Source organism: Hypericibacter adhaerens (assembly GCF_008728835.1).
Taxonomy (GTDB): domain Bacteria; phylum Pseudomonadota; class Alphaproteobacteria; order Dongiales; family Dongiaceae; genus Hypericibacter; species Hypericibacter adhaerens.
Genome location: NZ_CP042582.1, coordinates 2,469,230 through 2,482,052, shown reverse-complemented (window position 1 = coordinate 2,482,052; position 12,823 = coordinate 2,469,230). Strand labels below are relative to the sequence as shown.

The 12,823-nt window shown below is 68.0% G+C and carries 14 protein-coding genes; 3 read left to right on the top strand and 11 right to left on the bottom strand.

What is annotated here, in order from left to right:
* Window positions 1-19: 19 nt before the first annotated feature.
* From FRZ61_RS10845 to FRZ61_RS10835, 3 genes are read right to left on the bottom strand one after another with little or no spacing between them, the layout of a single operon-like run.
* A complete protein-coding gene (locus FRZ61_RS10845; RefSeq protein ID WP_151117425.1) occupies window positions 20-814 on the bottom strand; it encodes a YdcF family protein in 795 nt (264 codons plus the stop codon).
* 30 nt (window positions 815-844) lie between these two features.
* Window positions 845-1,231, bottom strand: a complete 387-nt coding sequence (locus FRZ61_RS10840; protein WP_151117422.1) for a hypothetical protein — start codon at window positions 1,229-1,231, stop codon at window positions 845-847.
* Complete coding sequence (locus FRZ61_RS10835) at window positions 1,206-1,433, bottom strand: YMGG-like glycine zipper-containing protein (RefSeq protein WP_151117420.1); 228 nt, start codon at window positions 1,431-1,433, stop codon at window positions 1,206-1,208. Before FRZ61_RS10835 ends, FRZ61_RS10840 begins: the two co-directional genes overlap by 26 nt.
* Before the next feature lie 284 nt (window positions 1,434-1,717).
* Between FRZ61_RS10835 and FRZ61_RS10830 the strand changes: the two genes are divergently transcribed.
* Genes FRZ61_RS10830 through FRZ61_RS10820 form a run of 3 tightly spaced genes read left to right on the top strand, consistent with a single transcriptional unit; the run spans window position 1,718 to window position 4,196 of the window.
* Complete coding sequence (locus tag FRZ61_RS10830) at window positions 1,718-2,506, top strand: SDR family NAD(P)-dependent oxidoreductase (RefSeq protein ID WP_151117418.1); 789 nt, start codon at window positions 1,718-1,720, stop codon at window positions 2,504-2,506.
* 31 nt (window positions 2,507-2,537) lie between these two features.
* On the top strand, window positions 2,538-3,311 hold the full coding sequence (locus FRZ61_RS10825) for an SDR family NAD(P)-dependent oxidoreductase (protein WP_151117416.1): 774 nt from the start codon (window positions 2,538-2,540) through the stop codon (window positions 3,309-3,311).
* 3 nt (window positions 3,312-3,314) lie between these two features.
* A complete protein-coding gene (locus tag FRZ61_RS10820) occupies window positions 3,315-4,196 on the top strand; it encodes a class I SAM-dependent methyltransferase (RefSeq protein WP_151117413.1) in 882 nt (293 codons plus the stop codon).
* Window positions 4,197-4,205: 9 nt separating this feature from the next.
* Here FRZ61_RS10820 and FRZ61_RS10815 read toward each other — a convergent pair whose 3' ends face one another.
* The 8 genes from FRZ61_RS10815 to FRZ61_RS10780 form a co-directional block, all read right to left on the bottom strand.
* Window positions 4,206-5,525: a phenylacetate--CoA ligase family protein gene (locus FRZ61_RS10815; protein ID WP_151117411.1), complete on the bottom strand. Its 1,320-nt coding sequence runs from the start codon at window positions 5,523-5,525 to the stop codon at window positions 4,206-4,208.
* Between the two features lie 71 nt (window positions 5,526-5,596).
* Window positions 5,597-6,070 (bottom strand): hypothetical protein, encoded by a 474-nt coding sequence (locus FRZ61_RS10810; RefSeq protein WP_151117409.1) that lies wholly within the window; start codon window positions 6,068-6,070, stop codon window positions 5,597-5,599.
* Complete coding sequence (locus FRZ61_RS10805) at window positions 6,067-7,554, bottom strand: tripartite tricarboxylate transporter permease (RefSeq protein ID WP_225309208.1); 1,488 nt, start codon at window positions 7,552-7,554, stop codon at window positions 6,067-6,069. Before FRZ61_RS10805 ends, FRZ61_RS10810 begins: the two co-directional genes overlap by 4 nt.
* A gap of 51 nt (window positions 7,555-7,605) precedes the next feature.
* Window positions 7,606-8,661: a Bug family tripartite tricarboxylate transporter substrate binding protein gene (locus tag FRZ61_RS10800; RefSeq protein ID WP_151117407.1), complete on the bottom strand. Its 1,056-nt coding sequence runs from the start codon at window positions 8,659-8,661 to the stop codon at window positions 7,606-7,608.
* A 98-nt stretch (window positions 8,662-8,759) separates the two neighbouring features.
* Entirely contained in the window at window positions 8,760-9,605 is an 846-nt protein-coding gene (locus tag FRZ61_RS10795; protein WP_151117405.1) for an ABC transporter permease, read from the bottom strand.
* A gap of 7 nt (window positions 9,606-9,612) precedes the next feature.
* Window positions 9,613-10,482 (bottom strand): ABC transporter permease, encoded by an 870-nt coding sequence (locus tag FRZ61_RS10790; protein ID WP_151117403.1) that lies wholly within the window; start codon window positions 10,480-10,482, stop codon window positions 9,613-9,615.
* On the bottom strand, window positions 10,479-11,588 hold the full coding sequence (locus FRZ61_RS10785; RefSeq protein ID WP_151117401.1) for an ABC transporter ATP-binding protein: 1,110 nt from the start codon (window positions 11,586-11,588) through the stop codon (window positions 10,479-10,481). The genes FRZ61_RS10790 and FRZ61_RS10785 overlap by 4 nt, the downstream gene beginning before the upstream one ends.
* Before the next feature lie 72 nt (window positions 11,589-11,660).
* Window positions 11,661-12,713 carry an ABC transporter substrate-binding protein gene (locus tag FRZ61_RS10780; protein WP_225309207.1) on the bottom strand — a complete coding sequence of 351 codons (1,053 nt, stop codon included), beginning with the start codon at window positions 12,711-12,713 and terminating at the stop codon, window positions 11,661-11,663.
* Window positions 12,714-12,823 lie beyond the last annotated feature (110 nt).

The following is a 12,823-nucleotide window of genomic DNA, read 5'->3' as shown; positions in this document are numbered from 1 at the left end:
GCCGGACGGGACGGTTCCTTCAGGGCGATGGAAAGAGCGCGTCGGTCGCACCCTGAATGCGATAGGCGAGTAACCCTAACCATTCGTGAAGCGCCAACGACAATTCGGCAAAACCGGCGGCCGGATCCAGCGGCTTGAGCGGCTCGCCCTCTCCTTGCGTCCGGTAATCCACCGGATAGGGGATCACCTGCCAGCCCAGATGGCGGAAGCAGCCGACCGCGCGCGGCATGTGCCAGGCGGAGGTGATCAGCAGCCAATTGCCTTGCGGCGGCCCGCCCAGGAGCGCCGTCAGGTTGGCGGCGTTCTCCCGCGTGGTCCGCGAGGTCGCCTCGACCGTCAGCCGGTCCGGCGCCACGCCCAGATCCAGCAGCAGGCGCTCGGCATAATGCGCTTCGGGTTCCTGCCCTTCCCAGATCGAGTTGCTCCCGCCCGAGAAGATCAGCCGCGCCTCCGGATGGGCGCGTGCCAGGGTGGCCGCTGCGGTGAACCGTTCCGCGGCGTCGTTCAGGACCGGCTGGCCGCGGGCCGCGGAGGCCTTGCCGTCGAGGCCGCCGCCCAGCACCAGGATGCCGTCGATCCGCTCCGGCAGGCTGGCCGGCGCCGGAAAGCGGCTCTCGAGCGGCAGCAGCAGCCACCCGCCCACCGGCAGGACCGCGAGCGCCAGGGTCAGCAGCAGGGCCAGCGCCAGGAAACCGCGCCCGCCCCCGCCGCCGCGGCGGCGGAACGATCCCCAGAACGCACCCAGCAACAGCAGGATGAGCCAAAGGCCCGGATCGGTGACCCAGCCCAGGAACTTGCCGAGGAAGAAGCTCATCGTCGCCCGCTCCGCATGGCCGCCGCGCCCTCAAGGCTCCGCCGGCGGTGGCGCCAGCCGCTCGACACAGAGCGCATAGCGCGACCAGGAGAAAAGAAGCAGGGGATCGCCCATCGAGGCGGTGGCCGCGCAGCCCGCGTCGACATCGCCCGGCACCTTCCGGCCGCGAACCCGGGCCGCGGCGGTATATTCCTCGCGGCGGCATTCCAGCAGCAGCGACTGGTCGTAGTAACCCGTGCCGGTCCCGGCGAGCCGGGCACAATAATTCTCCGACCGCGTCTCCCGTGACAGGCCGGCCGCCTGCTTGGTTTCGCCGGCGCAGCCGGCGAGCCCCGCCGCCACCAGCAGCGGCAGGCAGCGCTGAAGCGAGATCGCGACCCGCCGCTCCACCTCAGTCGGAAACCTGATCGACGACATAGCCGGCCGCGGCGCCCACGCCGGCACCGATCGCCGCACCGACGCCGATGCCCAGGCCGCCCGTCAACGCGCCGACACCCGCCCCCACGCCGGCACCGATCACCGACCCGCTCAGCACGCGCTGCTCGGTCGAATCCATGTTGGCGCAGCCGCCCAGTCCCAGGAGGGTCACGACCGCCAGGGTCGCCGCGATTCTCCTCATGGCTGAATCTCCTCGAATGAGAAAGGCCGGCGACTCGGGGTGCGCCGACTCAGGAATCGGGGATTATTGAGTCGTGCCAGAATCTGTCAAGAATCAATCACATAAGTGGGATTCCGGAGAGCGCATCGGAGCCGGGAAGGCGCGCCCGGGATTCAAGCGCGGCGGGAAATTCCCGAGTCTTGTCCGTGACTTGAATCGGTCGCGGGGTTTGCCGGCCGGACCCGGCATGATATGCGAACCGCCGGATCGGCGTTCATCCGCCGCAGCATGAAGGGGGATCGATCATGGCAGGCGTCGCAGACCGCACCGCTCTCGTCACCGGCGCGGGCAGCGCGGACGGCATCGGGTTCGCCGTCGCCCGGCTCCTGCGCGCGGCCGGGGCCCGGGTCGCGATCACCTCGACCACGAAGCGGATTTTCGAGCGGCTGGAGGAGCTCCCGGGCGGACCAAAGGACAAGGCGGCCTTCGTCTGCGACCTGACCGACCGGCGCGCCGCCGTCGAGATGGCGAAACAGGCGGAAAAGGCGCTCGGCCCCCTCGCCATCCTGGTGAACAATGCCGGCATGGCGCAGACCGGTGTCCGGCAGAAGCGGCAATGGGCGCATGAGATCGACGACGAGAGCTGGGACCGCCAGATCGACATCAGCGTGAACACCTGCTTCACGATGACCCGGGCGGTGCTGCCGGGCATGGCGCGGCGGCGCTACGGGCGGATCGTCAACATGTCGTCGGTCACCGGGCCCGTGGTCGCGATCCCGCGCTCGACCGCCTACGGCACGGCCAAGGCGGCGATGCTGGGATTCACGCGTCAGGTGGCGATCGAATATGCGCGCAAAGGCATCACCGTGAACGCCATCGGGCCGGGCTGGATCGCCACCGGTTCGAGCAGCAAGGCGGAGATCGTGGCCGGCAACCATACGCCGGCCGGCCGGCCCGGGCGCGCGGACGAGGTCGGCCATGTCTGCGTCTTCCTGGCCTCCGAGGAAGCGAGCTATGTCACGGGGCAGATGATCGTGGTCGACGGCGGCAACACGATCCAGGAATACAAGGACGCCATCGAGCGCTATTACTGACGGCCCTCCGCGGCCCCAAGGAATCTTCCGCATGAGCTGGAGCAACAAGACTGTCCTCGTCACCGGCGGTTCCGGCGGCATGGGACGCGCCATCGTCGCGCGGTTCCTGGCCGAAGGCGCCAATATCGCGGCGGCCGATATCGACGCGAAGCGGCTGGGCGAGCTCGAGCGCGACATGAAGGCGGGCCCGCGCTTCCTCGCGATCCCCGCCGATGTCACCCGCGTCGCCGATTGCGAGCGCATGGTCGGGGCTGCGCTCGAGCGGTTCGGCGGGCTCGACGTGCTCGTGAACGGCGCCGGGGTCTGGGTCGAGGGCGCTTCCGACGAGGCGACCGAGGCCGAATGGGACCGGACCCTCGACATCAATCTCAAGGGCACCTTCTTCGCCTGCCGCTATGCGATCCCGGCCCTGGAGAAGACGGGCGGCACCATCCTCAACATCGCCTCGGACGCCGGGCTCATCGGGAATTCGGGTTCCGCGATCTATTGCGCCTCCAAGGGCGGCGTGGTGCTGCTGACCAAGGCGCTCGCGCGCGAGCTGGCGCCGCGCGGCATCCGGGTCAATGCCATCTGCCCCTGCGATGTCGAGACGCCGATGCTGCAGTACCAGGCCAACACCTATGGCGGCGGCAATCCCCGGGCCTATCTCGACCGGCTGCTCTCGATCTATCCTCAAGGCGCGCGCGCCCGTTTCGTGCGGGCCGAGGAGGTCGCGGAGTTCGTGTTCCAGATCGCGTCGCCCAAGCTCACCCCCATCACCGGCGCCGCGCTCTCGATGGATTTCGGCACCACGGCAGGGCTTTGAACCATGACGGTCGAGAACTATCCCGAGGAACCGCTCGCCCTCTCCGCGCCCCTGGCGCGCGAGATCGCGCCCGGCCACTGCTACACCGACCCCACCAGCGGCGAGAACTGCGCCTGGTCGCACGGGTTCTGGCAATATCTGCGGCTCTTCGATTTCATCACCACGCCGCGCGACCATGCCGGGTTCTACCGCGCCGCCCTCGGCCCCATGATCGCGGCCGGGAAGCGGCGCGTGCTGATCTCGGGCACCGCCGACTACGCCATGCTCCACTGTCTGCGCTGGGTGTTCGAGGAGCACAAGGTGGCGCCCGAGATCACCGTGCTGGATATCTGCGCCACCCCCTTGCTCCTCAATGAATGGTATGCCGCGCGTCACGGCCTCGCGGTGCGCGCCGTCAGGAGCGACATCCTGGATTTCACCCAGGCGAGCCCCTACGACATGATCTGCACCCATTCCTTCTTCGGCCGCTTCACGCCCGAGGAACGGCCGAAGCTCGTCCAGCGCTGGCACGATCTGCTGCGGCCGGGCGGGCGTGTGGTCACGGTCAACCGCATCCGGCCCGAAGCGCCCGAGCGCGTCGGCTTCACGCCGGAACAGGCCGCGGATCTCCGCCAGCGCGTGCTCGCGGCCGCGGCGGCCGCGCAGGACCGGATCGATGTCGCGCCCGAGGTCATCGCCGAGATGGCCGAGGAATATGCCGGCGCCAAGCAGGTGACCCACCCCGTCCGCTCGGTCGCCGAACTGGAGGCGCTGTTCGGCCAGGCCGGTTTCCGCCTGGAGCCGGTGAAGGTCGAGCCGGTGGGGGCCCGTTCCACCCGGACGCCCAAGGGGCCGACCATGTCCGGTGCCGCCAACTACGCGCAGATCGTGGCCATCCGGGACTGAGCGCCGGCCTCAGGCGGCCGGCGGCGGAGCGACCTCGCTCATGAAGTTCTCGAGCTTGCCGGCGGCGCTGACCGGGATTTCCTCCAGATAGACGAAGTCGATCTGGAAGGGGATGGGCAGCTTCGTCTGGATATGGGCGCGCAGCGCCTGCTCCTCTTCCGGCGTCAGCGGGCGTTCCACCGTGAAGCGGGCTTCCAGCCGCTCGAACGATTTCTGCACGAACTGGTGCTGGCGTACGGGCGCCAGCTCGCGGAAGCGCCGCGAACCGAAGGACGGCCAGTAGCGCGCGCCGTCGGGCCCGATCATCATGTTGCGCACCCGCCCCTGCACGCGCGCGAGCACCGGCAGCCCGCGGCCGCAGGAGCAGGCCTCGCCGAACTGCGCATAATCGCCGATCGCATAGCGCAGCAGCGGCATGGCGAAATTGAAGAGCGGCGTGGCCACGACCCGGCCCACCTCGCCCGGCGCGCAGAGCCGCCCCGCCTCGTCGACCACCTCCAGCAGGACGGTCTCGCTCTGCACATGGAAACGGTCCTCATGGAGCGGGCATTGCAGCGCCAGGTAGCCGATCTCCTTGCAGGAATAGACATCGGCGATCGGCACGCCCCAGACCTCGCGCACCAGGGCGCGCGTCTCGGGCGGCAGCAGCTCGGCGATCGAGAGCACCTGGCGCAGGCTGGCGGGCCTGATGCCGGCATCGCGGCAATGGCCCGCCAGCGCCGCCAGGTTCGACGGGTAGGTCAGGAGGTAGTGAGGGTCGCGGCGCAGAAGCCAGTCGGCCTGCTGCCGGACCGACGCCATGAGGCTGAGCCGGAAGGCGGGCCCGGTCGAGAATGGATACGTGCTTTGGTCGCCCCATCGCGGCGCCTGGTCGCCATCGGGCGGCAGCGCCTCGTCGGTCCGGTCCAGCTTGCGGATGATGGCGAAGCGGCCGGAGAAATCGCGGCCCTGCCACAGCGCTTCGCGCAATCCGATCGCGCGGAACCAGGTCTGCGCCAGATCGCTGCTGCGGATGCGAACCGGCTGGCCGGTCGAGCCCGAGGTCCGGATCTCGTGCGTGCGGCCGTGACGCGCCGGCAGGACATTCGCGCGGAGCTTCTCGCCCTGGGCCTGGAGCTCGGCCCGCGTCAGGACCGGCAGCCTCGACCAGGCCTCCTCGTCGAGCACCATGCCGGCACGGAATCCCGCCTGCATCAACCGCTCGCGATAGAAAGGCACGACCGACGCCGCGTGGCGCAGCAACGTCTTGAGCTGCCGGAACTGGGCCACACGCAACTGCCCCGGTGTCCACCATTGGCTCTCATGCAGGCGCTGCTGCAGGCGTTGCATGACACGCCCTGCCGGCGTCGTGGCCGGTGGCAGGCTCAAGGGCGCTCCGCGTCCTGTTGCCGGATCGGGCATCACGGCCATACCAGAGGCCCGTGCGGTTGCGGCATATCCAGAAGCTCGATGAATCCGACCGCCGCCGCGAGGGCGAGGCCCGCGCAGATCAGCGCCGTAACCCATCCCGAGCCGCGCCATTTGACATAGACCGCGACGTAAAGCGGCAGGCCGATCACGAACCCGAAGAGCCAGACCAGCGGCACCGAAGCGGCGAGCCCGAGCATCGCCTTCAAGACCGGAACCAGCGGGAGCGCGAGGGTCGGCTCCATCGGCTGAAGCGCCGGCGCCGCATCCGCCTGCCTCCGCTCGCGATGGCGCTGCCACAGGCGGAACAGGCACAAGCCCGCCGTCACCAGCCCCAGCCCGGCCGGGAACCCCAGCACGCGAAGACCGTGGCCATAGATCAGGTGATCGAGCAGGAGCGCCGCGAGGATCGCGAGCGCGGTCCCGGCGGGAAACAGGATCTCGCTGTCGCGCAGCGCGGCTCTCATCGCCGCCCCAGCAGCATCTGCACCGCCGGCCGCCAGAACATGCCGGCCAGCAGCAGCAGGCCGATGGTCAATGTCGTCGGCCGCAGGATGAACCCGGCGCCATAGGCCTGGAGCGAGATCCCGAAATAGGTCTCGATCAGATGGCCCAGCACGAACCCCAGCACCAGCGCCGCGCGCCCATAGCCGAGGCCCTGCATCGCCAGCCCCAGACCGCCGAAGAGAAAGGTGACGCCGATATCGAGGAAGCTGCCGTCGGTGGCGTAGATGCCGAGCAGGACGACCGCCATCAGCATCGGCGCCAGGACGCGGCCGGGCAAAGCGCTGACGCTGACCAGCGGGCGGGCGAGCGCCAGCATCATGATCGCCGAGACCAGATTGGCGACCGCGAGGGTCAAGGTCAGGCCGATCGCGAGATCCATATGCTCCTTGAGGAAGCGCGCGCCGGGCTCGAGCCCGAGCAGCTGGAAGGCACCGAGCAGCAGCACCATGCCGGCACTGCCGGGAATCCCCAGCGCCAGGGTGGGCACCAGGGCCCCGCCCTCCTTCGCGTTGTTCGCGGCCTCCGGCGCGATCACGCCCTCGATGGCGCCCTTGCCGAATTCCTCGGCATTCGGCGCCGAATGCTTGGCGGCGCCGTAGGCGATGAAGGAGGAGGCCTCGCCGCCGACCCCCGGCGTGATGCCGATCACCGTGCCCAGGAAGGAGGAGCGCAAGGTCAGCGCCCAGTGGTGCAAGGGAGCGAGGATGCCGTCGACGATCTGGCGCGCCGGCATGGCGCCCTCGGCCTTGGTCGTCGCGATCGCGCTGCCGGTCAGGGCCAGGCGGACCAGCTCGGGCAGCGCGAACAAACCTGTCACGACCGGCACGACGCGGAATCCGTCGAGCATGTAATCGCTGCCGAACCAGAAGCGCGGCACGCCCGTGGTCTGCTGGTAGCCCACCATGGCGAGGCAGAGGCCGAGGCCGCCGGCGATGAGGCCCTTCGTCATGCTGCCCTTGCCGAGGATGGCAAGACAGGCGACGCCGGCGAGCGCCAGGAGGAAGGTCTCGGGCGATCCCAGCAGGAACACCACCGGCTTCAGCACCGGGAGCAGCAGCCCGAGGATGAGGGCGCCGAAGACGCCGCCGATGGCGGAGGCGGAAAGGGCGGCGGCGATGGCATAGGCGGCGCGGCCCTGCCGGGCCAGCGGCTGGCCGTCGATCAGGGTCGCGGCCGAAGGCGGCGCCCCCGGCACGCCGAAAAGAACGGCCGTGACCGAGCCGCCGTTATAGATCACCGCATGAACCGACAGCAGGAAGGCCAGTCCCGGCAGAGGATCCATCCCCTGCACCAGCGGCAGCAGGAGCGCCAGCGCGGTGAGCCCGCCGATGCCGGGCAACAGGCCGAAGAAGAGGCCCAGCGACATGCCGATCAGAATCGCCAGAATGACGTCCCAGCGCAGAAACGCCTCGGCGGCATTCATGAAGAGATCGAGACCGCTCATGCAATCAGGGAGCTCGGGCGGCACAGGGGATGCATGCGACCGCGCCCGCCTCTATTCGCTGACCAGCAAGGTCTTGAGCAGGTCGCGATGGGCGTCGTCGACATCCGTGAGCAGGCCGAGCGCTTCAGTCTGCACGAAATCCGGCGCCTGATAGGCAAGCACCCGGTTCGCCGCCGCCGCTTCGGCGACCACGGCCGGGTCGGTCAACACCTGGCGGAAGGCATCCTGGAGGAAGGCGAGACGGTCGGCGGGCAGGCCGGGCGGCCCGATGACGGTGCGGCCCACCACGCCGGTACGCAGGCAATAATCCATCCACCAGGCCGCATCGGCCGACAGCGTCACCTGCTCGAACACGGTCGGCAGATCGGGAAACAGGCTCGATCGCTCGTGGCTGATCGTCGCGATCGGCAGCATCTGGCCGTCTTGCGCATACATATAGGCGGAACTGGCCGTGACGATGATGCCGTCCGCCTCGCCGCGCATGGCCGCGAGCGCCGATTCGTTCGAGCCCTTGTAGCCGGTGATGAGATTGAAGGGGATTCCCAGCGCATGGGCGAAGAAGCAGACCCAGAACCCTTGCCCCGTGGCACGACCGGAGGCGCTCCATTTCACCGGATGGTCGGCGGCGACGAGTTCCGCCAGCGTATGGAAAGACGAGAGCGGGCTCAGCATCACGACCGGCATGTCGGCACCGAGCCCGGCGATCCAGCTCATGCGCGCCAGATCGAAGCTCGCCCCTTCCTGTCCCAGGAGCTGCGCCAGCGCGGCCCCGGACGCCGAGGCGACGATCACCGCCAGCCCGTCGGGATCGGCATCGTAGATCTGATCGAGCGCCAGCAACCCGCCGGCACCGGGGCGATTGTCGACGACCACGTCCGCGGCCATGACCTTGGCCAGGTGCGGTGCCAGCATGCGCGCATAGAGGTCATAGCCGCCGCCGGCTCCCGAACCCACCACGAAACGCAGGGTCTGTCCGCGATAGAACTCGGCGGCACTTTCGGCATAGCCGCGCGGGACCCGGCCCAGCATCCCCGCCGTCAGCCCCAGTCCGGACGCAAGCAGCCACGCGCCGAAGCGGCGGCGTTGCCAATCCACGGTTTCGGTCATGAAGGCCCCCTGCCCCAACCTGCCCCTGGAGTCGCCATTCTAGACGGATCGCGGGGCGGCGCCCATGGGTCGTCTGGCGGCCGCGGGATTACATTCTCTTAGCCCGGCTTAGCCGACGCCGGCCGGCGCTGCGGGTCGCGCAGCAGGGAGATCGACAGGAAGATCAGCCCCAGCGACACCACCACGATGATCGTGCCGATCGCATTGATCTCGGGCGTGATGCCGCGCCGCAGGGTCGAGTAGATGTACATCGGCAGGGTGTTGTCCCGACCGGTGAGGAAGAAGGTGACCGGGATCTCGTCGAAGGAGAGCGTGAAGGCCAGGAGCCCGCTGCCGATGACCGCCGAGCGGATGTTCGGCAGCGTCACCATCAGGAAGGTCTGCCAGGGCTTGCCGCCCAGATCGCCGGACGCCTCCTCCAGCCGGCGGTCGAAGCGCTGCAGCCGCGCATAGACCTGGGTGACCACGATCGCGATGAGGGCCGTGCCGTGGCCCATGATCACGGTCTCGAGGCTGAGATTGAAGCCCAGCATCCGGAACATGTTGAGCATCGAGATGCCGGTGATGATGCCGGGCAGCGTCAGCGGCAGCATGACCAGGCGTCGGAAGGCCGTCTTGCCGGGAAAGTCGGCCCGGTCGATGGCGAAGGCGGCAGGAACCCCGATCACGAGCGTCAGCGCCGTCGCGACCGTCGCCACATAGAGGCTGTTGCCGATCGCGGCCAGCATGTCCTCGTTGGCCAGCATCGCCTGGTACCAATGCCAGGTGAATCCCTTGAGCGGCAGCGTCGTCACGATGTTGTCGTTGAAGCTGAAAACGATCAGCACCACGACCGGCAGATAGAGGAAGGCCAGGATCAGGCTCGCGAGGCCCGCCAGCAGCCAGAAGGACGGATCGGCGCGCCGTCGCCGCCGGATGCCGGGCTGGGATGGCAGTGTGCTCACGGGGCCGTCAGCCGAGATTGAGCCGGCCGGCCCGCTCGAAGCGGTCCGACAGCGAGATGATGGCGAGCACGATGATCAGCACCACGATCGAGAGCGCGGCGCCCAGCGGCCAGTTCAGCGCCGTGCCGAACTGCGACTGGATCACGCTGGCGATCATGGTGGCGTTGGGGCCGCCGACGAGCGTCGGCGCCACGAAATCGCCGAAGGTGAGGCAGAAGGCGAAGGTAACGCCGGCAAGGATGCCCGGCACCGAGAGCGGCAGGGTGACGCTGAGGAAGGTCTGCACCGGCCCCACGCCGCAATCGTGGGAGGCCTCGACCAGGTTGCGCGGGATCTTCTCCAGCGCGGTGTAGATCGGCATCACCACGAAGGGGATGAAGATATAGGTCAGGGTGAGGACGACCGAGAACTGGTTGTAGAGCAGCAGATCCGTCGGCTCGCTCAGGAGGCCGGTCCAGACCAGGAAGGAGTTCAGTACGCCCTGGCTGCCGAGGATCGTCTTCCAGGTATAGGCCCGCAGCAGATAGGAGACCCAGAGCGGCACGATCACCGCCATGTAGAGCCCCGCCCTCACCCGCGCCGAGCGGATCTTGAAGACCAGAAAATAGGCCAGCGGATAAGCGAGGAAGAGCGAGGCCAGCGCCACCAGGAGCGCGATCTTCAGCGTGCGCAAAAGGACCGTGTAGTACTGCGGGTCGGTCAGCAGCAGCAGGTAGTTCCCGAACTGGATGTCCGGAATGAAGATCGGGAACTGCTTCCGATAGAAGCTGTAGGCGAACATGATCGCGTACGGCACGAACATGAAGAGCATGGTCCAGAGCAGCGGCGGCGCCAGCACGCCGAGATTGGCCAGCCTGCGGCGGGCGGCAAGCTTCATGCCGCCGCTCCCGCCGGAAACACCGTCACATTGACCGGCGCGACGGCGATCCGGACCGCGCTGCCCGGCTTGGCAAGCTCGACCCCCGACAGGGCCGAATGAAGCTGGAGGTCGAGAAGGAAGGCTTCGGGCTGGCCGATATCAAGCTCCACCCGCATGGCATTGCCGTGAAAGAGATATTCCCGGATCGTGGCCGGCAACAGATTGGCCTGCGCCGGTGCGGGCGTCCCCGCGGCCAGCATCTGCGCGCGCTCCGGCCGGATCGAGAGCAGCACCTTGTCGCCGGCCGCGACGCGCAATGAGCCGGCCGACGCCCGCAGACGGTGCGAGCCCGCCTGTACTTCGATCTCGCCACCCGACAGGGCGTTCACCGTCGCCGGGATCAGGTTCGAGGTGCCGATGAAGTCGGCCACATAAGGGCTGGCAGGACGGTCATAGAGCTCGCCCGGCGTGCCGCTCTGGGCGATGCGGCCATGCTCCAGCACCACCACCCGGTCGGACATGACCAGCGCTTCCTTCTGGTCGTGGGTGACCAGGATGAAGGTGATGCCGAGCTTCTGATGCAGATGCTTGAGCTCCACCTGCATCGCCTCGCGCAGCTTCACGTCGAGCGCCGAGAGCGGCTCGTCGAGCAGCAGCACCTTGGGCTCCCGGATGATGGCGCGGGCGAGCGCCACGCGCTGGCGCTGGCCGCCCGAGAGCTGGCCGGGCAGGCTGTCCTCCTTGGCCAGGAGATCGACCATGCGCAGCGCGGCGGCCACCCTGGTGCGGATCTCCGCCCGGGGCATGCCCGCAAGCCGCAAGCCGTAGCCCACATTCTGCGCCACCGTCATATGCGGGAAGAGCGCATAGTCCTGGAAGACCGTATTGACCGGCCGCCGGTAGGGCGGATCGTCGGTCACGTCCTTGCCGTTGAGGATGATCTCGCCCGTGTCGGGCGTCTCGAATCCGGCGATCAAGCGCAGCATCGTGGTCTTGCCGCAGCCCGAGGGGCCCAGCAGGGTGACGAACTCGCCCGCCTCGATATCCAGGGAAATGCCGTCGACCGCCCGCACGTCGCCGGCATAGACCTTCGAGAGATTCCGCAGCTCAATGATCTTCGTCATCGTCGTTGTTTCGCCACCATCGCCGGCCGCACCGGGCGGGACGCCGCCAGCCCGCCCGGTCTCGGCCATCGCCTATTCAGCGCCTTTCACGGCGTTCCAGGTGTTGGTGTAGACATCCAGCCGATCCGGCTGCTCCCACATCACCAGGCTGTTGACGTAGTTGATGTCGTCCTGGTGCTTGTCCTTGTATTCCTCGGGCGTCATGCATTCCTTCGCCGCCACGGGATTCGCCGCCGAATAGCCGGTGACGGTGGAGATCCCGCACTGGCCGCGGGCCGAAGTCGTGAAGTTGATGTATTTATAGGCGCAGTCCGCATTCGGGCTGTCCTTCACGATCATCCAGTTGTCGACCCAGCCGTCGGCCTTCTCCTTGGGCAGGAACTCCTTCACCGGAATGCCCTGCTTCTGCAGCTCGGCCACCTGGTATCCGCCCCAGGTGTTCGAGATCCAGACCTCGCCCGAGGCATAGAGATTGATGAGCTCGCCGGCGGTCGTCCAGTATTTGCGCAAGAGCGGCTTCTCGGCGATCAGCTTGGCCTTGACCGCCTCGAGCTGCTCGTCGCTGAGGCTGTAGACGTTGTCGTAGCCGAGGAGGCGCGCCGTGTTGTAGATGGCGCTCTTGTCGTCCCAGAGCGCGATCTTGCCCTTGTAGCGGTCATCCCAGAGCGCCGCGTAGGAATCCGGCGTCTCGGTGATCTTGTCGGTACGGTACATCAGCGGGATCGAGCCCCAGGTCAGCGGCACGCCGTAGATCTTGCCGTCGGCATTGATGCCCTTGGCCTTGCGGAAGACATCATAGATGTCGTTCCAGTGCTCGAGCTTCGATGGGTCCAACGGTTCGACAAGGCCGGCCGCCACGAGGACGCCGGTCGTGTCGGCCGAGACCGAGACGATGTCGTAATTGCCGCCGCCCGCGGCCAGCTTCGGCGCGAAATCGTCGTTCGAGCCGACATAGGTCGCCGTGACCTTGCAGCCCGTCGTCGCCTCGAACTCCTTCACGAAGCTGTCGTCGGCATAGCCTTCCCAGCCGAGGAAGCTCAGCTCCGCGGCCTTCGCGTAGGACGTGCCCAGGATCAGGGCCGCCGCGGCGGCCCCCCAGAGAATCCCTTTCAACCCCATTCCCATCGACCTTCTCCTCTTGAGACAAAGCTCTCCATGTCGGACCCGGATCGGGCTGGCAGTTCGACGGCGTCTCCGTTTCGATGCCTTTGCCGGGCTCCTTCCCTCGTTCGACG

What these genes read in the sequence shown, in the direction of transcription:
- FRZ61_RS10845 (WP_151117425.1), bottom strand. Translation starts at nt 814, where the DNA reads ATGAGCTTCTTCCTCGGCAAGTTCCTGGGCTGGGTCACCGATCCGGGC.
- FRZ61_RS10840 (WP_151117422.1), bottom strand. Translation starts at nt 1,231, where the DNA reads ATGTCGTCGATCAGGTTTCCGACTGAGGTGGAGCGGCGGGTCGCGATC.
- FRZ61_RS10835 (WP_151117420.1), bottom strand. Translation starts at nt 1,433, where the DNA reads ATGAGGAGAATCGCGGCGACCCTGGCGGTCGTGACCCTCCTGGGACTG.
- FRZ61_RS10830 (WP_151117418.1), top strand. Translation starts at nt 1,718, where the DNA reads ATGGCAGGCGTCGCAGACCGCACCGCTCTCGTCACCGGCGCGGGCAGC.
- FRZ61_RS10825 (WP_151117416.1), top strand. Translation starts at nt 2,538, where the DNA reads ATGAGCTGGAGCAACAAGACTGTCCTCGTCACCGGCGGTTCCGGCGGC.
- FRZ61_RS10820 (WP_151117413.1), top strand. Translation starts at nt 3,315, where the DNA reads ATGACGGTCGAGAACTATCCCGAGGAACCGCTCGCCCTCTCCGCGCCC.
- FRZ61_RS10815 (WP_151117411.1), bottom strand. Translation starts at nt 5,525, where the DNA reads ATGCAACGCCTGCAGCAGCGCCTGCATGAGAGCCAATGGTGGACACCG.
- FRZ61_RS10810 (WP_151117409.1), bottom strand. Translation starts at nt 6,070, where the DNA reads ATGAGAGCCGCGCTGCGCGACAGCGAGATCCTGTTTCCCGCCGGGACC.
- FRZ61_RS10805 (WP_225309208.1), bottom strand. Translation starts at nt 7,554, where the DNA reads ATGAGCGGTCTCGATCTCTTCATGAATGCCGCCGAGGCGTTTCTGCGC.
- FRZ61_RS10800 (WP_151117407.1), bottom strand. Translation starts at nt 8,661, where the DNA reads ATGACCGAAACCGTGGATTGGCAACGCCGCCGCTTCGGCGCGTGGCTG.
- FRZ61_RS10790 (WP_151117403.1), bottom strand. Translation starts at nt 10,482, where the DNA reads ATGAAGCTTGCCGCCCGCCGCAGGCTGGCCAATCTCGGCGTGCTGGCG.
- FRZ61_RS10785 (WP_151117401.1), bottom strand. Translation starts at nt 11,588, where the DNA reads ATGACGAAGATCATTGAGCTGCGGAATCTCTCGAAGGTCTATGCCGGC.
- FRZ61_RS10780 (WP_225309207.1), bottom strand. Translation starts at nt 12,713, where the DNA reads ATGGGAATGGGGTTGAAAGGGATTCTCTGGGGGGCCGCCGCGGCGGCC.